The following is a 19,411-nucleotide window of genomic DNA, read 5'->3' on the forward strand; positions in this document are numbered from 1 at the left end:
GCGGGGGGGCGCGTCTTTGTTAAAACCACCCCGCCCGGGGGGGGGGCCCCCCGGGGCCTCCCGTCCGTCCGTTGCCGGGGTCAGCCGGCGGTGCGGAACCGGTCCGGTCGCGTCTGGAACCAGCGGATCAGCTCACGGAGCGCCGGTGAGGCGTTCGAGGGCACCGCGTCCGGGGCGGGGGTCTCGGCGGAGATCGACTCGACGTCGTCGAACGTGGAGCGGTAGCCGGGGACGTCCTGCAGGTCGGTCTCGGAGGTCGGCGCGAACGCCATCGTCCACTGCGGGAATTGCCGCTCCTCGATGACGTCCTCGAGCAGCATCGTCACCTTGGTGTGCCGCGGGTCGGTCTTGATCGTGGCCATCTTGGCGCGCACGGCTGCGTCCGGGCCCTCGAGCAGCTGCAGGAAGTACCCGTTCCGGAACAGCAGCATGCCGGTCACGTCGTTCTGCTCGTTGGCGGTGCGGCTCTGCGAGAGCAGGCCGGCGAGGGCGGCGTCGTCGAACGAGTCCGTCGCGACGCTGGAGTAGATCAGCGACAGCATCAGAGGGCACCGCTTCCGGTCGGGGAGGCCCGACACACCCGCGGAGGACGGGTGAGGAACCGGATGCCAGCGAACTCCGGCGCGGCTGGGAGCCGGGCGTCGCTGTCCGCTGAGCGGCGGTGGGTCAGCTCTGTTCGGGCTCCGCCGGCTCGCCGCCGGAGTCCACGTCGCTGTCCTGCTGCGGGTCCTCGGTGGCGTTGCCCGAGGCGGACCCGTCGGGGAGCTCCTCCGTGCGTCGTGCGTCTTCTTCGCTCACGCCGTCCGGGCCGGTTCCACTCAGTGCATCACTCATGACGGGGACGCTACGCCGACCCGGTGGACGCCCGGTCAGTCCTCGCGTCGGCCGGTGCGCAGGCCGTCGAACTGGTCGTCGCGCCACTCCCCCGCGACCGGCGGACCACCGGCGGCCTCCTGCTCGCGGGCGCGGAGCTCGACCCGGCGGATCTTGCCCGACACCGTCTTCGGCAACGCGCCGAACTCCAGCCGGCGGACGCGCTGCCAGGCCGGCATCGCGGTACGGGCGTGGGCCAGGATGCTCCGCGCGGTCTCGGCCGTCGGTTCCCACCCGGCCGCGAGCGTGACGTACGCCTTGACGACGTTGAGTCGGGACTCGTGCGGAGCGGGGACGACCGCGGACTCGGCGACCGCGGGGTGCTGGAGCAGGGCGCTCTCCACCTCGAACGGCGACACCTTGTAGTCGGAGGACTTGAAGACGTCATCGGTCCGGCCGACGAAGGTCAGCGAGCCGTCCTCGTGCCGGGTCGCGACGTCACCGGTGTGGAAGTACCCACCCCGCAGGGCGTCGTCGGTCCGCTCCGGGGCGCCGAGGTACCCGGCCATCAGGTTGACGGGGCGGGTGGTCAGGTCGAGGCAGACCTCGCCCTCGGTGACGCCGGCTTCGCCCGTGACCGGGTCGAGGAGCTCGATCGCGATGCCGGGCAGCCCGTGGCCCATCGCCCCCGGACGGACGGTGTCACCCGGGGCGTTGCCGACGATCGCGGTGGTCTCGGTCTGGCCGTAGCCGTCACGGATGGTCCGACCCCAGGCCTCCTCGACCAGGCGGATCACCTCGGGGTTCAGGGGCTCGCCGGCGGAGACGACCTCGCGGAGCGCACGGGGCCGGGCGCCGAGGTCGGCCTGGATGAGCAGGCGCCACACGGTCGGCGGGGCACAGAACGAGGTGACCTCGGCCCGCTCCAGCTGGTGCAGCAGGGCGGCCGGGTCGAAGCGCTCCTGGTTGTGCACGAAGACGGTGGCCTCGGCGATCCACGGGGCGAAGAAGCAGCTCCAGGCGTGCTTGCCCCAGCCGGGCGAACTGATCGCCAGGTGCACGTCGCCGGGCTGCAGACCGATCCAGTACATCGTCGTGAGGTGCCCGACCGGGTACGAGGTCTGCGTGTGCACGACCATCTTCGGCTTGTCGGTCGTCCCCGACGTGAAGTACACCAGGCAGGGGTCGTCGGACGCGGTGACGACCTCCGGACGCCATTCGTCAGCCGGTGCCGGTTCGCCGAGGTCGTCCGGGTAGGTCGTCCAGCCGTCCGCGCTGCCGCCGACGACGATGCGCGTGAAGTCGCCCGTGACGTCGGCGTACTTCGGGGTCTCGCGGAGCGTGGTCACCACGTGGGCCACCTGACCGCGGTCGACGCGGTCCTGCAGGTCCGCGGCGCCGAGCATGGTCGAGGTCGGCAGGATCACGGCGCCGACCTTCATCACGGCGAGCATCGACTCCCAGAGCTCGAGCTGGTTGTCGAGCATGAGCAGCACGTGGTCGCCCTTGCCGACGCCCAGGTCGTGCAACCGAGCCGCCAGCCGGTCCGACCGGGCGGACATCTCGGCGTAGGTGGTGTGCGACTCGCGGCCGTCCTCCTCGACGATCACGAGTGCCTCGCTGTCGTTGCCCTGCGCGATGACGTCGAACCAGTCGATCGCCCAGTTGAACGTCTCGCCGACGTCGGGCCAGCGGAAGTCACGCCGCGCGGCCGCACTGTCGGAGCGGGCGTGCAGCAGGACGTCTCGGGCGGCGCGGAAGGCGGAGGCGGGTTCGGTGCGCATCCTCTGACCTTGCCCCATCCCGCTCGTGATGCACAGCAGGACACCTCGAATAGCGCATCGGGACGTCGTGAGTCAACCCCTCGCGGACAGACCGTCGCCATCCGTACGGTCTCCGATGGCGTGCTCCGTCTGCACGCCCGGACGGAGAGGAAGCGGATGACCACGATCGACGACACCGCGCCCGACCGTGCGGCGGACGACGACCGCAGCACCGTCCGGCTCGAGGCCGCCGGCGGGTCCCCGGCCGCGGCCGTCGTGGACCTCAGCGGCTTGTACGCCGGGCGACACTGGGCAGCGCGCAGCACCGGCCGGCCCTTCTCGTACCGCTACACCGCCGTCGGCGACGCGGACGTCACGTTGCGGCGGTCGCAGATCTCCGGCTCGATCCGCGGCCTGATCCCGGTGTCCGACGACTACGTCGTGCAGTGGCTGACGGCCGGCAACGGGATCCCCGACGTCGTCCAGGACCGCGTGCCGATGGTCGACGACGTCCCGATGCTCTTCCCGACCGCCCGCGAGTTCGTGTTCGCGTACGAGGACTACGACCAGCGTCTGGTGCACATGTCCCGCCGCCTGGTGCACGAGGTCGCCGACGAGCTCTTCCACACCGGTCCGGTCCCCGATCTCGGCATCGACCACCTGCGCACCCTCGACCCCGCCGCCGTGACGCGGTGGCGGAACAGTCTGTCGCTGCTCTCGCGTGAGTTGCGTGTCGGCGGTGTGGAGAGCCTCCTGTGGCACACGCTCACCCGTGAGACCGCCGCGGCGTTCCTCCGGATGTACCCGCCGACCGTGACCGCCCTGCCGCCGGCCGTGCTCCTGCCGAGGCGGGCGCGCCTCCGGGCCGCCGTCGAGCACGTGCACGCGCACGCGGCCGAACCCCTCACCGTCGCCGACGTCGCCGGGGCCGCGGGGCTCAGCGTCCGCGCCACCCAGGAGGCGTTCCAGCGCCACATCGGGATGACCCCGCTCCGCTACCTGCAGCACGTCCGTCTCGAGCGGGTCCGCCAGGAGCTGCTGCAGGCCGACCCGACCACCGGGTCCGTGCAGGCGATCGCACGGGCGTGGGGGTTCGCGCACCTCGGTCGGTTCTCGGCGGCCTACCGGAACGCGTACGGCGAGTACCCGCGGAACACCCTGCGCCGCTGACGACCCGTCTCAGTCGAAGTCGTCGAGCCCCTCGGCCTGCAGGTCCGGGTCCTCGTGCACCGGCCGGACGGGTCCGGCCAGCACCGCCAGACGCCGCACCTGCTCGATGAAGCCCGCGTCGTCGACCCCCGCGTCGCGCTCGTCGTCGGTCGCCGGCCCGACGGTGATCAGGCTGGCCGGGCCGAGCAGCAGCGTCTCGACGACGGGCCGGCCCTCGTCGTCGAAGGTCGGCACGTCGATGGTGTCGGTCTTCCCGTTCCCGCCGAGCACGGCGGCGTACCGGATGACGGCGTCGGCAGCGCCGTCGGTGGTCCGGATCGCCCGGCCGGCGTAGTGGATGTCCTTCACCGGCCCAGTGAACGCAGCACCGGATGCGGTCGGTCCCAGACTCGAGCCGACCCGTCGTGGAACACGCAGGGGTTCCTCGGTGTTGCACCCGGTACTGTCGCAGCCAGCGTCACGAACCACGGAGGTACCGATGACCACCACCGAGACCGCGATCCTCGCCGGCGGATGTTTCTGGGGAGCACAGCAGCTGCTCCGCCGACGCCCGGGCGTCATCAGCACACGCGTCGGCTACTCCGGCGGTGACGTCCCCAACGCCACCTACCGCAACCACGGCACGCACGCCGAGGCCGTCGAGATCGTCTTCGACCCGTCGGTGATCTCGTACCGCGAGCTGCTGGAGTTCTTCTTCCAGATCCACGACCCGTCCACCAAGGACCGGCAGGGCAACGACGTGGGCGTCAGCTACCGTTCGGCGATCTTCTTCGCCTCGGACGAGCAGCGTGACGTCGCCCTCGACACCATCGCCGACGTCGACGCCTCGGGCATCTGGCCCGGCAAGGTCGTCACCGAGGTCGCTCCGGTCGGCCCGTTCTGGAAGGCCGAGGAAGAGCACCAGGACTACCTCGAGAAGGACCCCTACGGGTACACGTGCCACTTCGTGCGTCCGAACTGGGTGCTCCCGAAGCGCAGCGAGACGGCCGCCACGGCCTGACGCCCAGCGCGAGCACGGACGAGACGGGAGGCCCGGTACCAGCTGGTACCGGGCCTCCCGTCCGTCGTCCTGCCCAGGGTGAAGCTGGCAGAGTGCCCGGCTGGAGGCTGCAGTCCGCACAGAGGCGATTCCCATGTCATACTCAGCGAAGCAGCCCGATCGGCCGTCCGGCCGACCACTGCTCGCAGGGATTCGTCTCCTGCACTTGCCGCTCCCAGCAGGTCGAGCACCACGTCCACCGGTCGATGCGCCGGTCCCGCAACCACGGGACCAGGCTGCCGTCAGCTCCTCGAGCTGTCAGACCCGGACGCGGTCGACGCAGATCGACGTTCGACGTCGTAGAGGGCACACCATGAAGAAGATCATCACCGCCACCGTCATCGGCGCCGCCGGCGTCGCACTCCTCCTGGGCGGCGCGGGCACCTTCGCGCTCTGGAACTCCAGCGCCGAGACCGCCGGGGGCACGATCGTCGCCGGCGCACTCGCCATCAAGCCCACCACCCAGGCCGCATCGTGGACCGTGAACGGCGGCTCCCCGCTGTCGACGCTCGACGGGTACCCGATCGTCCCCGGCGACGTCGTCACCTACTCGCAGGACATGATCGTGTCAGCGAACGGCAAGGGGCTGACCGCGAAGCTCGCCGTCGACCCGGCCTCGGTCGAGGCGACCTCCACGAGCGCACCCGCCGACGTCGCCCTGGCGAAGTACCTGTCGACGAACGCCGTCCTCACGGCGACCGGTGACGGCGTCTCCGGGACGTCGGCGCCGTACACGGTGACCGGGCAGACCGGCCACGAGCAGGACGTCCGCGTCGGCGTCACCATCACCTTCCCGAAGAGCGACACCGCCGGGGTCGAGGACGGCACGCAGAACGGTTCCGTCGACCTCGACGCCATCGCCGTCACCCTGACCCAGGCGTGAAGCGCGGGCGCCGAGGTGCCGCGATGACCAGCTGGCCGGCGGCGACACTGCTCGCCGCCAGCGTGGTCGGCGTCGCGGCCCTGGTCGCGGTCGCCACCGACGGTGGGACCTTCGCACTCCTCAGCGCCCAGGCCTCGACCGACCCGGTGACCATCACCGCCGGGTCGGCCGACCTGTCCCTGAGCGACATCGCGCTGCCGACCACGGCGCTCTGGCCCGGTGACACCGAGTTCGGGGTGCTGACCGCGCGCAACACCGGGGACGTGCCGCTCGACCTGAGCATCGCGACCGCTCGTGGGACCGCGCCGGCGAGCGGGACCGCTGTGGCCGACCTGCGGGTCGCGATCGGGACGTCCGCCTCGGCGGCCGCCTGCCGCTCCGGTGCCATGCACACCACGTGGACCGGCACCCTCGACTCGAACACCGCGACGACGGCCGGCATCTCCGTCCGCCCGGGCGCCGCCGTGGTCCTCTGCGTCGGGCTCACGATGCCGTCGAGTGCTCCCGCATCCCAGCAGGGCCTCGGCACCGACTTCACCGCGACGATCACCGGGACGCAGGCGAGCTCATGACCGCACGCAGACACCGTGCCCCCACCGATCGTCGACGCCTGGTGCTCCTCGGCTCGACCGCCGTCGCGCTCCTCGCCCTCGGGATCGGCACCGCCGGCACCGCCCGGGCGTCGTGGACCGCGCCCGCCCAGACCGTCGGTGCGCACGCGTCGACCGGTTCGGTCGCCGTCACGATCACCGGCGTCCAGGACCTCGCGAGCACCTACACCTCGAGTGCCCTGGCCCACGCCGCGACGGTCACGATCGTCAACTCCGGGACGGTCCCCGCCGACGTCCGGCTCGCCCTGACCGCTTCCGTCGGCGCGTCCCTGTCCACCGCACAGCGCGTCGACGTGTGGCAGCCGACGGCCGGCAACCCCTGCACGGGCGCCCCGTCCAGCACCGCCCGCTCGGGCTCCGGCTCGTCGATCCCCGACGTCACCGCGAGCCTGGCCGCCGGCGCGAGCACGACCTCCTGCGTGCGGACGTCCGTCACCCAGGGGCAGCGCTTCGACCTGTCGGGAGGCGCGACCACCCTCGACGCGCTCGTCACCGCTCGCCAGGGATCCTGGACCGGCACCGCGCACGCCCAGGCGACCCAGGCCGTCGCCGCCACCGTGACACCGGGCATGCCCACGAAGACCAGCGAGACCGACAGCAGCATCGCGCTCACGTGGAACGCCCCCGCGGACACCAGCGGCATCGGCTCCTACGTGGTCACCCGCGACGGCGTCACGATCGCCACGCTGCCCGCGTCGACCCGCTCGTTCACCGACACCGGCCTGCAGGTCTCCACCTACTACGCGTACGCCGTCCGGGCCGTGCCCACCGGCCCCGCCGGACACTCCTCCCCCGTCTCGACGACCGTCCAGCACGCCACCGGCTGGTTCACCACCACCGGCCGCTACGCGCTGCGGAACCCCGCCACCGGGACATGTGTGACGGCGGGCGGCACGACCTCCGGCAGCCCGATCGCCGCCGCCGGGTGCACCACGAGCACCGCGCAGACCTGGCAGTTCAGCGTCGACGGCGACTGGTTGCGCATCGCGTCGCCGTCGGCCCCGCAGCTGTACTGGGACGCACCGAGCGACCGCTCCGCGGTGCTGCGGACGCTCAACGACATCAGCGCGCAGAAGTGGTCCGCCGAGGCCGTCGGTGCCGGCTCCGGCCTGTTCCGACTGCACAACAAGAACGACCTGTGCCTGACGGCGGCAGCGTCGTCGTCCGCGTCCGCGAGCACCGCGATGAGCGTGGCCGACTGCAGCTCGTCCACGCTGCAGCTGTTCACCCTGCGGGCGACCTCGTGACGAAGGCGAGCACGGCCCCAGCCCACACGCGTGTCTCGGCGGTCGCCCGCCTGCTGGGGCAGACCGCCGCCGTCCTGGTGCTGCTCGCCGTGATCGCCGTCGCCGCCCTGGCGATCGTCGTGCCGAGGCTGACCGGTTCCGTCCCGCTCACCGTGCTCACCAGCTCGATGGAGCCCGGCATGCCGCCCGGCACCCTGGCCGTCGTCCGCCCGGTCGACCCCGACGACATCGGCGTCGGCGACATCGTCACCTACCAGATCCGAGTCGACCGGCCGGGCGTCATCTCGCACCGCGTCATCGCGATCGCGGTCGGCGCCGACGGCCGACGCCTCTTCACCTTCAAGGGCGACAACAACACGGACGCCGACCCGGACCGTGTGGTCGCGGCGCAGATCATGGGGCGCGTCTGGTACTCGATCCCCGGACTGGGCTTCGTCAACACCTCGGTCGCAGGGCACGCCAAGGCCTGGCTCGTGCCGACGCTGGGCATCGCCATGATCGCGTACGCCCTGCTGCTCGTGGTCCGTGCGCTGATCGGCGCGCGACGTGCGCACGCGACGGACGGGAGGCACGGCACCAGCCGGCACCGCGCCTCCCGTCCGTCACCGGTCGCGCCTACCGCGCCCGCGTCGCCCCGATCGCCCACACACGTGGCGGCTGCGCGCCGTTGACGGCGTGGTCCCCGACGATCCGCGCCTTGAACACCCACGGGTTGTGACTGCCCGCGGTCCGGGCGTTCCGCCAGTGCCGGTCCAGGTTCTTCGTCGTGCTGACGCCGGAGGCGGCGAGCGCGTCGAACAGGTGCGAGGTCGCCTGGGTCGCCAGTGACGTCAGCGCGACCTGCGCCTGCGCGGTCGCGAGTTCGGCCCGGTCGTTGCGGCGTTCGTCCTCGGCCTCGTCGAGGGCGGCCCCCTCGTACGCGGCCTGCAGCGCCTCAGCTGCCCGGTCCACGATCGCGGCGGCGGCGAAGCCGGCGGACGAGACCTCGCCCACGACCTGCAGGATCTGCGGATCGGCGGCGAAGGTGTCGGCGTTGCCGTGCGAGAAGACGCGGTTGCGGGTGCGGACGGCGAGCGCGACCTCCCGTTCGGCGGCCAGGACCGAGCCGGCCAGGACCGCCAGCAGCACCCCCTGGTAGAACGCGGTCTGGTACTTGAACCGGTCGTCGAACAGGGTCACCGCGTCCGCCGCGACGCGCGCGTCGACGAAGGTGCTCGTGCCGGAGCCGGTGGTCTGCTGGCCGAAGCCGTCCCAGTCGTCACCGTGCGTGACGCCGTCCTGGTGGGCGTCGACGATCGCGATCACCCGCTCGCCGGTGTCGGTGCGCTCGGCGTAGGTGTCGATCCAGTCCGCGAAGACGCTGCCGGTCGAGTAGTACTTCTGCCCGCTGATCCGGAACGTGCCGTCGGGCTGCGGGGTGACCTTCGTGATGACGTCACCGATCTGCACGGCGCCGACCTCGGTCCACGAGTTGCCGGCGATCTCGCCGCGGCCGAAGCGGTCGAGCCAGCGCGTCCGCTCCCCGGACCGGCCGACCAGGCGGTCCTCGACCAGGGCGAAGTGGCCGCGGAGGGCCTGCGGGATGTTGCTGTCGGCGGCGGCGAGCTCGGTCAGCAGCCGGAACAGCTGCGGCAGGGTCGCGCCGGCACCGCCGTGCTCGACCGGCACCCGCAAGGCCCCGAAGCCGGCGTCGGCGAGTTCGCGGATCTCGGCGGCGGGGAGGGTGTGGGTGCGCTCACGTTCGGAGGCGCCGGCGGCGATCCGGTCGAAGAGCGGGCGGAAGCGGGCGGCGAGGGTCTCGTAGTCCGGTGCGGTGTGCGTGGCGGTGTTCGTCGTCATGGTGCGTCCGTTCTCGTGTGGCGGGCGGTCGGTCAGGAGGCTGTGGTCGCGGCGGGCGCGGGAGCGGCGGTGGGCGAGGTGGCTGCGGCGGGCGCGGGAGCGGCCGCGGGCGAGGTGGCCGGGTTCCGGGGGCTGCGGCGGGTCAGGGCGGCTGCGCCGCCGAACACGACCACCTCGCCCAGGGCCGCGATGCCGGCCCCGGCCGGTCCGGTCGGCCAGTGGCCGGTGAGGGCGAGCAGCGCCGGCACGAGTGCGGTCAGCGGACTCGCCAGCACGAGCGCCCAGCCGGTGTACGTGGCGATCGAGGTCCGGCCGAGGGCCAGGAGCACGAAGAACAGCGACCAGAGCACCGCCCACCCGACCCACAGCACCGCGAGCACCGGGTCGTCCGCGACGTGCACCCCGGCGAACGCCACCGCGGCGACGGCGACCAGGCCGCAGAACCAGCCGAGCCCCGCCGATCCCAGGCCGGCGAGCGCGTCCACCCCGACGTAGAGGTACGTCAGGCCGAACAGGAACGTCCCGGTGATCGCGAACAGCGCCGGGAGGGACCCGTCGGCCGAGATCGCGACGGCGGTGCAGAGCAGCAGTTGCAGCCCGCCGATGAGGACGTTGGAGACCCCGCTGTCACGTCCGGGGACGCGTCCGAGCAGGGTGAGGCCGTTGAGGAGCAGCGCGGCCGCGGACAGGATCAAGCAGATGGAGGCCATGCCGAGAAGGTGCCACGCAGCGTCGACGTGATGGGGAAGATGACCGCCCCTTACGGAATGCTGCGCTCCGTGACGGCGGACGGGACGCAGGACCGTGCACGCCGCTGTGCGAAGATCGTCCGGTGGATGCCCCCCGACGACCCGTAGCCGTCGTCATCGCCGCCATGAGCGAAGAGGTCGCGGCGTTCACCGACCTGCTCGGTGGCGAGCCGGTCCTCGACGGACCGACCGGCGGTCACGACGAGCACCATCTGCTCGACGTCGGCGGTTCCGCGGTCGCCGTCCGCCGGAGCGGCATCGGCTTCACGAACGCCACCGCTGCCGTCGCCCACGCCTTCCACGACTTCGGCTCCGGCATCCCCGTCATCAGCGTCGGGACCGCGGGCGGACTCGCCCGGCACATCCAGCTCGGCGACGTCGTCATCGGCGACTGGTACGTCAACCTCAACGCCGACGCCACCGCCTTCGGGTACGCGCTCGGCCAGGTGCCGGGCATGCCCGCCGGGTTCACCGGTGACGTCGACCTGGTCCGCCGTGCGCAGGCGGTCCCGACCCCCGACGTGGTCCGGCTCGAGCCGATCGGCTCGAGCGAGGTCTTCGTGACCGAGGGACGCGCCCGCGACTTCCGTCAGGCCTTCCCGACCGTCGCGGCGGTCGACATGGAGTCGGCAGCGATCGCCCAGTTCGCGCACGTGCACGCGATGCCGTTCGTGTCGGTCCGGGGCATCAGCGACCTGTGCGCGCCGGACGGGGACGAGTTCCGGCAGCACCTCGACGACGCGGCCGCACGTGCTGCCCGGGTCGTGCACGGGCTCGTCGTGGGGTTGGCGACGGGGGCTGGTTCGCTGCCCGCTGCGTGAGCGGCTACTGCCGCTGCATCCGGGCACGGGTGCGGCGTCAGGACGGGTGGGCGGACCCGTTCACGTCCGTGCTGGTGTCTCGGCAAGCGGAACGCGGTTCGGCGAGCAGCACGTGACCGACCGCTCGTGCCTCAGGCGCCGTGGCCCCGGTGGTGCCCACGTCCCGTCGCGTCGGCGTTGACCAGGTGCAGTTCGTTGCCGTGGCGCTGCAGCACGGGCTTGTACCCGGCGGGCAGGCCGTCGACACGGACCGTGCGGAAGCTCGTCCCCGTGGCGATCCGGTCGGCCCTGATCAGGACGACGTCGTTCGCCAGCGCCGTGCCCTTGGTGACGTGCACCTGCAGCGTCCCGCCGAGCGACGCGGTGCCGGCGACGCGCAGGGCTGGCTGACGACCCTCGACGCTCAACGACAACGTGGCGTGCGAGCGCTGCGTCAGGTCGCCGCCGATGCGGACCGTCCTCGTGCTCGCGTCGGCGAGCGTCCCGGACGCGGTCGTCACCGATCCCTTGCCGAGGGCGGCAGCGGAGTCCGCGGTCAGCGTTCCCCCGCGGACGGTGGTGCCACCGGTGTAGCGGTTCGTGCCGGCGAGTGCGAGGGCGCCGGTGCCCCGCTTGGTCAACGACCCGGTTCCGCCGATGTCGTTGCGCCAGGTGTCTGCAGCGTCCAGGCCCTGCTCGGCGGCGTCCATCGAGACCGTCACCGGGCCGTCGAAGGCTCCGTAGCCCGAGGCTGCCGAGAAGAGGTCGAGTCGCCCCCACCCTTCCGCGTCGTCCAGGAGCGGGTAGCCCGACGGCAGTGCGGTCGTCCGGAGCACCTCCCGGATCTGGTCGTCGCTGAGGTACGGCAGGCGGGTACGGAGGAGCGCTTCGGCGCCCTTCGGCACGGCGGCGGGGATCGCCTTCCCGCCGGACCGGGTAAACCCGTACGTCAACCGCTTGCGGTACTCCGCCTTGTCCGCCGCGTAGTCGGCGTCCTCAGCGACCGCGGTCGGGGTGCCGGCGGCGGCGAGCACCTTCTCCGCCTCCTGGTGGGCCTGCTGCTCGAGCTGCGTGTTGGCCGGGTCGTTCAGTACCGCTGCCGCCAGCGCGGTCGCGAGGACCCGCCCTCCCATGACGTCGAGGGGCGAGTGCATCCCCGCGACGATCCGGCTGTTGCCGATCTCCGACCCCTCGGTGAGGAGCTCGGTGTACTTCTCCGGGTACGCGTACGCGAAGGCCAGGGACGACAGGTAGCCGGCGTTGGTGTGCCCGCTGGGGAACCCGCCGTCGGTCGCGGGGGTCGGCGACTCTTCCGGGACGAGCTGCGGGAGGACCTGCACATCGCCGCTCTGCCGGTACGGCCGCGCGTACTGGTAGTACTTCTTCGCGTTGCTCGCCGACGAATAGTCGCCGCGCAGCGTGTTCACCAGCTGCACGACGTCGCCGAGGTCCGAATCGGTGTCCGCCCACGCGCCGTTCGCGTTGCCCTGGTCGACGTACTGCTTCGTCGTGGCGTCCGCAGGGATCTCGTCGGGGATCGTGGTACCTGCGTTCGTCGCGGTCTTCACCGCGTCGGACAGGTCACCGAACCCCGCGATGGCCGAGTAGCTCTGGTTCCGTCGGTCGATCAGGTACGCCTCGTGCCCCTGCGCCTCCGTGCGGGTGCGCGTGGTCTTCGCTGCCTGTGCGATGTTCGAGTCCAGGATCCGCTGGGCTGCGGCGTCGACGGCGACCCCGTTGTCCCACGAGGATCCAGGGCGCCACAGCTTCCCGAACTGCGACAGCACCCCGATCGCGGCGTTCCCCTCCGGCGTGGTGGCAGCCGGGGTGTTCGTCTTGTAGGTGTCGACGAAGTACCCGTAGGCGCCGGGGTGCGGCGCGGTCCGCGATGGTGCCGCCGACGCTCCCGCGGGAGCGATCAAGGACACGGCGCAGGCCACGGCCAGGACGCCCAGCACCGTACGGGCTCGACGTCTCGGGACAGCGATCAGGAACGGGCGCATAGGTACCTCTCCGCTCGGAGCGTGGTCACCCGGACCGGTGACACAGAGAGGAAGGGTTGCCGAGGCTCGTGAACCCGAGGTGGCACGGACGTGAACCGCTGCCGTACGCCCTACTGCGGGTCTCTCAGCCGAGAGCGACGGGAAGCAGAAGAGGCCTAGTCATCAGAGCTCTCCCGCGGCTCCCGGGAACTCCAACACAGCTCGTCTCAGGAGTTCCCATATGAGAGGCACCGGCACGGAAACCCCATCCGGCATCGCGAACATGCACACGCCGCTTTCAGCGTCCTCGAACACCTCTGCAACGACCTCGTCATCGCTGCCGTGCAGTTCCACTGCCATACCGTCTCGCTCTCCGACGAAGCTCGCGAGGAAGAATGAGTAGTCAGTCATCTTCTTCATTCCTTTGGCTCAGAGAAGCCCGGGTTGATCGGGGCGTCGTGTTCATCGACAAGCTCCGGTTGGGCGAGTCACGCGAAGCGCGCTCGCGCGGCCTCCGCAACGAGGTCATCCTCGCCGAAGAGGAAGTGCTCGCGCCGCAGATTGCACCACCGGTGCGTCGCGCGGAGGTTGTCGAGTTCGTCGCCCCCACCGTCGGTCACGCGAACGATGTGGTCGACCGCCGGCGCGCGATCGTCGAACGGCGGCGCTTGGCGGTCGAGCGGGATCTCGCAGATCTGGCACACCCAGCCGTCCCGCTCAAGAACAGGTCTCGCGGTGTGTACGTCATCGCCGGTCGCTTTCTGAGCCGCGCCCGAACAGCCGCCGAAGCCAGCCGGAGCGCGTCGCGGTCGCGGTACCTGCCTGGGATGAGGTCTCCCCCGATCCCGGAACGGACCGAGGCGCGGGCGCCGGCGCCGGCAAGCCCGGCGAGCTGCAGACGATTTTCAACGCGGAGCTGCGCCTGTTCCCCATCTTCGAGGAAGGTGGGTACGAGGCGTCGTGGTTCTCCGCAGCGCAGGGTGCCAAGGACGCCCAGCGTGCCTACGATGCTGCGAACGGGTTCGGCATCCCCGCCGGCACAATCATCTACTTCGCGGTCGACGTCGATGTCACGGACGACCAGACCAACGCGACTGTCATCCCGTACTTCCGGGGCATCGCGCAGCGGATGGCCCAGCTTGGTGGGAAGTACGCGGTTGGCATCTACGGTGCCCGCCACGTGTGCTCCCTGATTAGTGCTGCCGGCCTGGGCCGCGCTAGCTTCATCGCCGGTCTCTCAACAGGCTTCGCTGGGAACCTCGGCTTCGCGCTGCCGTCGAACTGGGCGTTCAACCAGATCCAGACACTCACCGTCGGCTCTGGGAGCGGGGCCGTCGAGGTCGACAAGAACGTCGCCTCGGGGCGGGACGTCGGTGTCAGCTCGGCTCCACAGCCAAGCGGGCCGTTGGCACCCTTTTTTGCGTGGCTCGATGCCATTCAAGCCCTCGCAGAAGAGTGGGTGGCGTCCGGCCAGGGCAGCCTGGATTTGCCCACAGGTCAGCTGGTGCTGCAGTACATGCGATTCCCGAGCTACGGAGCCGGAGACTCCGTCGGCGGCAACGACGGTGGCGTGGTGAAAGCGCTTGAATGGGATTTGGTTGCTGGAGTCAGCGATGTGCAGTGGATCGAATTCGCCTCGAACCAGGGCGTGGGAAGAATCGACTCCTTCATTGAGCCAAGTCATTTTGGTGCGAAGCTGGATCCGCAGCACCTCGCCGCATCGACCGACTCAGCGCGCAAGTTTGGCATTGAAGAGCACCTGACGCCGAATATCGGCGACGGCGGAGGGTGGGCTGGCGACCTCTACTCCATCGTCGGCCAGTGGCAGAAGGAGACCGGCTCTGTGGGGGACCCCTACGACTGGGCAGTGTCCCAAATTGGAACGCCCGACTCTCGGAACTTCAAGACCGATGACTTTTTTGAGGACATCGATGCCCTTGTTCTCGGAGCACGAATTCGATCTGCACCGGCGTCGCGCACGAGTGACTTGTTCCGCGACTATTACTCGAGCGACGCATCACATCGATTCGCGGCTGCTTACCAGCTGCGCTTCGGGGGTACCCCGACGGTACTGCAGCAGGTGGCTGAATCCGCGATGCTCGACACGTCCAACGCAGTTCTGGTTGGGTTCCGCGAACTGCTTATTGCAAAGTTCCTGGGCAGCTATTCGAAGCTTACGCAGGCGCAGGCTCAGCGTTTTGCGAAAGCCTTCGCTGATGTTTTCTCATCGTTTCTCTCGAAGGAGTAAAACCCAGCCCTAAGATCGATGACGGGACGGCATCAAGCGAGGAGACTCGGGTGATGCCGTTCCGTCATCACGTGAGCGCACGCTGGCAGTCTGTCTTGCCGGGCGTGCTCGTGGCAGCCCTTCTTGCTGTCCTCATCCTCCTCTTCGCTCTCGGCGTCCGCCGATTGGGCGAGACCGTCGCTGACGGTGCACACGCCATCGCGAGCCCGAGTAGTCAACAGTTCGGGCAGTGCGGATACCACCTGCCATGGCCGTGCAAGGACGTTCCCTCGGCAACGATCGCGCAGCACTTCGGGCGGAGCATCCCGCCCGGCGTTGACCTCCTTGCGGCCGAGGCGAACCCGTCCACTCAAATCGGCGCTCACGCGGCTGTGCAAGCGGTGCTCGACTTCCCGCCGGGATCGTCTCCGTCCGACTGGCTTTCACTCGCGGGGGCGGACGCAGCCCGTCCAGCGTCGGACTCCGAGGCATCCGAGTTGACGAACCGGGGAGCAACGCGCATCGTCGGCGGCACGGCCGGCAATCGGTCTGTCTTCGCGGGAACGAGAGGCGGTCACGTGCTGGTTTGGGTCTACGAACGCTTATGAGATTCGGGTGCTGGCGACCACTCCTCAACGGCGAACGGCCCTCCCGCAGTCCTGCGGAAGGGCCGTTGTCGGTCCTCGCATCACATCAACTCGACGTTCCCTGCCGGCATGACGGGAACGTTCGCCAGTGGCTCGCCCTTGCTATCCGCGAGATGGCCAGCTGAGTTGCAGGCATGGGACGCAAGAAAACCCCCGCTTAAACGGGGGTTTTCTGTGGCGGTACCGGTGGGATTTGAACCCACGGTGGAGTTGCCCCCACACATGTTTTCGAGACATGATCCTTCGGCCGCTCGGACACGGTACCGGGAGAGAGTTTACACGATCCGGGAGGCCCCCGGCGACACCCAGCACACCTCCCCCTCCACAGGTGGGCACGTCCGGCGCTCCGTCCACAGAACGCCACGCTGGTGACCTCGATCCGAGGGTCCGCGCGTACCGTCTCCGGCATGAGAACGCGCACCCTCGTCGCCCTGCTGTCCTCCCTCGCCGGCGCCGCCGTCGTCAGCGGAGCAGCGGGCTTCGGCGCGCGGGCAGGGATACGGGGCCAGCGGGCCGCGTCGCAGCGTGTGGTCGACATGCTCCCGGTGCACGCCGACTGGTGGCGCGAGCGGCTGCACCACGAGGGGCAGTTGACCTACGTGGCGATCGGCGACTCGGCCGCGCAGGGCGTCGGTGCGACGGCTCCGGGGCGTGGGTACGTGGGGCTGCTCGCTCGTCGGATTCGGCACCGCTCGCGGATGACCGTGCGGGTCGTGAACCTCAGCGTCTCCGGATCGACGACCTGGGGTGCGAAGAAGGACCAGCTGCCGAAGCTGCAGCACTTCACGCCGGACATCTGCACGGTGTCGATCGGGGCGAACGACATCGCCGACTTCCACCCGGACAAGTTCGAGCGGAACATCCGGGCGATCTACGGCGCGGTGCCCTCCCACGCGGTGGTCGCCGAGCTGCCGTGCATGTTCGTGCCGGACCGCGAGCGCAAGGTCGCCGTCGCGAACGAGATCGTGCACCGGGTCGCCGCCGAACTCGGGCTGACCGTGGCTCCGCTGCACGAGATCACGAAGCGCGTCGGGATCCGGCGGACCTTCTTCAACACGTACGGCGACCTCTTCCACCCGAACGACCGCGGGTACGAGATCTGGGCGAGCGCGTTCGAGCCGGCGGTCGACAACCGCGTGGACACCGTCGCCGCGATCCGGCGCTACCTCTCTGCGCGGGAAGCCGAGGACCTCGGACGCCAGGCCGGTGACGTCGCCCACGCCCGGGCAGAGCAGGACACCGAGGGTGCCGAGACGATCGACACCGCGAACCGCCCGAGCTCGCTCGACCGCCTGCGCCAGCGCGTCACCGGGTCGCTCCCGCTGCCCGGTCGGACCGACGACGGCGAGCCGACCGATGTCGGCGGAGCGGCCTAACCTCGACCCATGGCCCGCCCCCAGTCGTCCTACCGCTGCTCCGAGTGCGGTTGGACCAGCATCAAGTGGGTCGGCCGCTGCGGTGAGTGCCAGTCCTGGGGAACGGTGGAGGACGCCTCCGCTGCGACGGCGAGCACCCGTGGCACCGCATCGATCGCCGTCACCGGCAACCGCATCGCCCGTCCGATCACCGAAGCCCGCAGCGGCTCTTTCCAGCGCTGGCAGACCGGAATCGGTGAGTTCGACCGTGTCCTCGGCGGCGGCATCGTCCCCGGCGCGGCCGTGCTGCTGAGCGGTGAGCCCGGGGTCGGCAAGTCCACCCTGTTGCTCGAGGTGGCCTCGCGGGCAGCCGCGATGGGCAAGCGGGTCCTCTACGTCAGCGCCGAAGAGTCGGTCGACCAGGTCCGGCTCCGCGCCGAGCGCACCGGGGCGATGCACGACGACCTGTACCTGGCGAGCGAGGTCGACCTCGGCGTCATCCTCGGCCAGATCGAGCAGGTGCAGCCGGACCTGCTCATCGCCGACTCGGTGCAGACCATCTCCTCCGCCTCGGTCGACGGCATCGCGGGCGGCACGTCACAGGTGCGCGAGGTCGCCTCGACGCTGATCCGGGTCGCCAAGCAGGCTGCACTGCCGGTCCTCATCGTCGGACACGTCACGAAGGACGGCACCATCGCCGGCCCACGCCTGCTCGAGCACCTGGTCGACGTCGTCTGTCACTTCGAGGGCGACCGGCAGACCGCCCTCCGCTTCGTCCGCGCCCTGAAGAACCGCTTCGGTCCCACCGATGAAGTCGGCTGCTTCGACATGGCCGGCGACGGCATCCACGAGGTCCCCGACCCCAGCGGCCTGTTCATGTCCCGCAACGGCGCCCCGGTGTCGGGCACCTGCATCACCGTTGCGATGGAAGGCCGCCGAGCCCTACCGGTGGAGATCCAGGCTCTCGTCGTCCCGAGCTCGGCACCGCAGCCGCGCCGGGTCGTCAACGGGGTCGACGCGTCGCGGGTGGCGATGCTCCTCGCGGTGCTGGAACGCCGTGCCGGCATCAAGCTGTCCGACGCCGACGTCTACGTGTCGACGGTCGGCGGCATGAAGCTGACCGAACCGGGCGCCGACCTGGCGATCGTGCTCGCCCTCGCCAGTGCCGCACGAGACCGGCCGTACCCGCACACCCTCGCCGCGATCGGGGAGATCAGTCTGGCCGGGGAGATCCGTGCGGCGACCGGGGCGAAGCAGCGGGCCAACGAAGCCGGACGCCTGGGGTTCACGACCGTCCTCGGCGCCGACGCCGAGCACCTGCGCGAAGCGCTGCGGGTCGCGTTCTCGATGACGAGGTCACCACGAGAGCGCGAGCTCGACGCCGCCTTCTGACGGAGGCACCGACACCCCGGAGAACCGGACACAGCCTCCAGGCCGGTCGGTGCCGGTCAGCACCAGACAGCACAGGTCAGCGCCGGTCAGGCGCGCAGCGCCGCCAGCAGGTCCGCCGGCTCCGACTGCATGGTGTGCGGACCGGCGATGTCGAAGAACACACCCTCGAGCGAGTCCAGGTGCGCAGCCAGGAACTCCTCCAGCCGCGCGGCGTCGTAGACCATCACCTGCCGGAGCTTCTCGCCCGGCACCATCGCCGTGTACGCGTCCGCCGACGAGAACAGCAGCAGGATGCGCTTGTCCGAGCCCTCACGGCCGAACACCCGGACCTGCATGTCCTTCTTCCCGGTGACGAGCCGCGGGACGATCACGATGTCGTTGCGCAGCGCGTAGGCCACTGCAGCGACGTCCTGCTTCGCGAGGGCTTCCTCGAGCTGCTCGCTCCGGAAGCGCTGTTCCTTGTCTGCCATCGCCCCTAGTCAAGCAGCACGCGCGTGCGTGCGGCTCCGGTCAGGTGACGAGACGGGAGGCACGGTGCCGGTCAGTGGACCCGGCCGGCCTGGACGGCGTGGGTGCGGATGCGGAGGTCGGCGGCGAACTGGGTGGTCTCCGGACCGAGCTCGTCGTCCGGAGCGGACTGCACCAGGACGCCGATCGCCGGGGCGAGGATGAAGCTCGACGTCGCGGCCATGCCGTAGTCGTCGACCGAGGGGACGTCCACGCGGTCAGCGAGTCCGGACTGTGCCAGTGCCGTTGCGTAGTCGAGCACGGCGTAGGCCGCTTCGTCGCTCGTCATGACCGAGGCGACCCCGTAGATGAGGTACTTCATGGCCCAGCCTTCCGTCGATGTCCGTGACGCTACGCCGCGGTCGCCGTGCCGGAGTCGCATGTCGT

The 19,411-nt window shown here is 70.5% G+C and carries 21 protein-coding genes and 1 tRNA gene; 10 read left to right on the top strand and 12 right to left on the bottom strand.

Annotated features, from left to right (window positions below; all coding sequences use genetic code 11):
• Positions 1-80: 80 nt before the first annotated feature.
• The 3 genes from QCD68_RS01745 to QCD68_RS01755 all read right to left on the bottom strand — a co-directional run bounded on the left by QCD68_RS01745 (position 81) and on the right by QCD68_RS01755 (position 2,597).
• Entirely contained in the window at positions 81-542 is a 462-nt protein-coding gene (locus QCD68_RS01745) for a BLUF domain-containing protein (protein WP_221849758.1), read from the bottom strand.
• Between the two features lie 124 nt (positions 543-666).
• On the bottom strand, positions 667-834 hold the full coding sequence (locus QCD68_RS01750) for a hypothetical protein (protein ID WP_181439277.1): 168 nt from the start codon (positions 832-834) through the stop codon (positions 667-669).
• 35 nt (positions 835-869) lie between these two features.
• Complete coding sequence (locus tag QCD68_RS01755) at positions 870-2,597, bottom strand: AMP-binding protein (protein ID WP_290156242.1); 1,728 nt, start codon at positions 2,595-2,597, stop codon at positions 870-872.
• Between the two features lie 156 nt (positions 2,598-2,753).
• On the opposite strand from QCD68_RS01755, the gene QCD68_RS01760 reads away from it, so the two are divergent.
• Positions 2,754-3,746 carry a helix-turn-helix transcriptional regulator gene (locus QCD68_RS01760; RefSeq protein ID WP_301221792.1) on the top strand — a complete coding sequence of 331 codons (993 nt, stop codon included), beginning with the start codon at positions 2,754-2,756 and terminating at the stop codon, positions 3,744-3,746.
• Positions 3,747-3,755: 9 nt separating this feature from the next.
• On the opposite strand, the gene QCD68_RS01765 is transcribed toward QCD68_RS01760, so the two are convergent.
• The gene (locus tag QCD68_RS01765) at positions 3,756-4,094 is read right to left on the bottom strand and encodes a hypothetical protein (protein WP_301221793.1); all 339 of its coding nucleotides are present in this window, start codon (positions 4,092-4,094) and stop codon (positions 3,756-3,758) included.
• 130 nt (positions 4,095-4,224) lie between these two features.
• Between QCD68_RS01765 and msrA the strand changes: the two genes are divergently transcribed.
• From msrA to QCD68_RS01790, 5 genes are all read left to right on the top strand, one after another.
• A complete protein-coding gene (gene msrA / locus QCD68_RS01770) occupies positions 4,225-4,746 on the top strand; it encodes a peptide-methionine (S)-S-oxide reductase MsrA (protein WP_301221794.1) in 522 nt (173 codons plus the stop codon).
• A gap of 352 nt (positions 4,747-5,098) precedes the next feature.
• Complete coding sequence (locus tag QCD68_RS01775) at positions 5,099-5,668, top strand: alternate-type signal peptide domain-containing protein (protein WP_301221795.1); 570 nt, start codon at positions 5,099-5,101, stop codon at positions 5,666-5,668.
• Between the two features lie 23 nt (positions 5,669-5,691).
• The gene (locus QCD68_RS01780; RefSeq protein WP_301221796.1) at positions 5,692-6,240 is read left to right on the top strand and encodes a hypothetical protein; all 549 of its coding nucleotides are present in this window, start codon (positions 5,692-5,694) and stop codon (positions 6,238-6,240) included.
• Positions 6,237-7,526, top strand: coding sequence for an RICIN domain-containing protein (locus QCD68_RS01785; protein ID WP_301221797.1), 1,290 nt, complete (start codon positions 6,237-6,239; stop codon positions 7,524-7,526). Before QCD68_RS01780 ends, QCD68_RS01785 begins: the two co-directional genes overlap by 4 nt.
• Positions 7,523-8,197, top strand: a complete 675-nt coding sequence (locus QCD68_RS01790; RefSeq protein WP_301221798.1) for a signal peptidase I — start codon at positions 7,523-7,525, stop codon at positions 8,195-8,197. Before QCD68_RS01785 ends, QCD68_RS01790 begins: the two co-directional genes overlap by 4 nt.
• Here the strand turns inward: QCD68_RS01790 and QCD68_RS01795 are convergent.
• Positions 8,142-9,365 (bottom strand): acyl-CoA dehydrogenase family protein, encoded by a 1,224-nt coding sequence (locus QCD68_RS01795; protein WP_301221799.1) that lies wholly within the window; start codon positions 9,363-9,365, stop codon positions 8,142-8,144. The genes QCD68_RS01790 and QCD68_RS01795 overlap by 56 nt on opposite strands.
• Before the next feature lie 32 nt (positions 9,366-9,397).
• Positions 9,398-10,075, bottom strand: a complete 678-nt coding sequence (locus tag QCD68_RS01800) for an AmiS/UreI family transporter (RefSeq protein ID WP_301221800.1) — start codon at positions 10,073-10,075, stop codon at positions 9,398-9,400.
• A gap of 122 nt (positions 10,076-10,197) precedes the next feature.
• On the opposite strand from QCD68_RS01800, the gene mtnN reads away from it, so the two are divergent.
• Positions 10,198-10,935: a 5'-methylthioadenosine/S-adenosylhomocysteine nucleosidase gene (mtnN, locus tag QCD68_RS01805; protein WP_301221801.1), complete on the top strand. Its 738-nt coding sequence runs from the start codon at positions 10,198-10,200 to the stop codon at positions 10,933-10,935.
• 131 nt (positions 10,936-11,066) lie between these two features.
• On the opposite strand, the gene QCD68_RS01810 is transcribed toward mtnN, so the two are convergent.
• The 3 genes from QCD68_RS01810 to QCD68_RS01820 form a co-directional block, all read right to left on the bottom strand.
• On the bottom strand, positions 11,067-12,917 hold the full coding sequence (locus tag QCD68_RS01810; RefSeq protein WP_301221802.1) for an acid phosphatase: 1,851 nt from the start codon (positions 12,915-12,917) through the stop codon (positions 11,067-11,069).
• A 162-nt stretch (positions 12,918-13,079) separates the two neighbouring features.
• The gene (locus tag QCD68_RS01815) at positions 13,080-13,307 is read right to left on the bottom strand and encodes a hypothetical protein (RefSeq protein WP_146248160.1); all 228 of its coding nucleotides are present in this window, start codon (positions 13,305-13,307) and stop codon (positions 13,080-13,082) included.
• 77 nt (positions 13,308-13,384) lie between these two features.
• On the bottom strand, positions 13,385-13,600 hold the full coding sequence (locus tag QCD68_RS01820; RefSeq protein WP_111075216.1) for an HNH endonuclease: 216 nt from the start codon (positions 13,598-13,600) through the stop codon (positions 13,385-13,387).
• A gap of 188 nt (positions 13,601-13,788) precedes the next feature.
• Between QCD68_RS01820 and QCD68_RS01825 the strand changes: the two genes are divergently transcribed.
• Positions 13,789-15,144 (top strand): glycoside hydrolase domain-containing protein, encoded by a 1,356-nt coding sequence (locus QCD68_RS01825; protein ID WP_301221842.1) that lies wholly within the window; start codon positions 13,789-13,791, stop codon positions 15,142-15,144.
• An 801-nt stretch (positions 15,145-15,945) separates the two neighbouring features.
• Here QCD68_RS01825 and QCD68_RS01830 read toward each other — a convergent pair.
• A tRNA-Ser gene (locus QCD68_RS01830) sits at positions 15,946-16,035 on the bottom strand.
• Between the two features lie 142 nt (positions 16,036-16,177).
• Between QCD68_RS01830 and QCD68_RS01835 the strand changes: the two genes are divergently transcribed.
• Both QCD68_RS01835 and radA read left to right on the top strand, forming a co-directional pair.
• Positions 16,178-17,146 carry an SGNH/GDSL hydrolase family protein gene (locus QCD68_RS01835; protein ID WP_290156229.1) on the top strand — a complete coding sequence of 323 codons (969 nt, stop codon included), beginning with the start codon at positions 16,178-16,180 and terminating at the stop codon, positions 17,144-17,146.
• A gap of 9 nt (positions 17,147-17,155) precedes the next feature.
• Positions 17,156-18,517, top strand: a complete 1,362-nt coding sequence (gene radA / locus QCD68_RS01840) for a DNA repair protein RadA (RefSeq protein WP_204610204.1) — start codon at positions 17,156-17,158, stop codon at positions 18,515-18,517.
• Positions 18,518-18,603: 86 nt separating this feature from the next.
• Here radA and QCD68_RS01845 read toward each other — a convergent pair whose 3' ends face one another.
• On the bottom strand, positions 18,604-18,987 hold the full coding sequence (locus QCD68_RS01845) for an SseB family protein (RefSeq protein WP_111075220.1): 384 nt from the start codon (positions 18,985-18,987) through the stop codon (positions 18,604-18,606).
• Positions 18,988-19,058: 71 nt separating this feature from the next.
• Positions 19,059-19,346, bottom strand: coding sequence for a hypothetical protein (locus tag QCD68_RS01850; RefSeq protein ID WP_111045024.1), 288 nt, complete (start codon positions 19,344-19,346; stop codon positions 19,059-19,061).
• Between the last annotated feature and the right edge of the window lie 65 nt (positions 19,347-19,411).

This window comes from Curtobacterium sp. PsM8, assembly GCF_030433875.1.
Lineage (GTDB): Bacteria > Actinomycetota > Actinomycetes > Actinomycetales > Microbacteriaceae > Curtobacterium.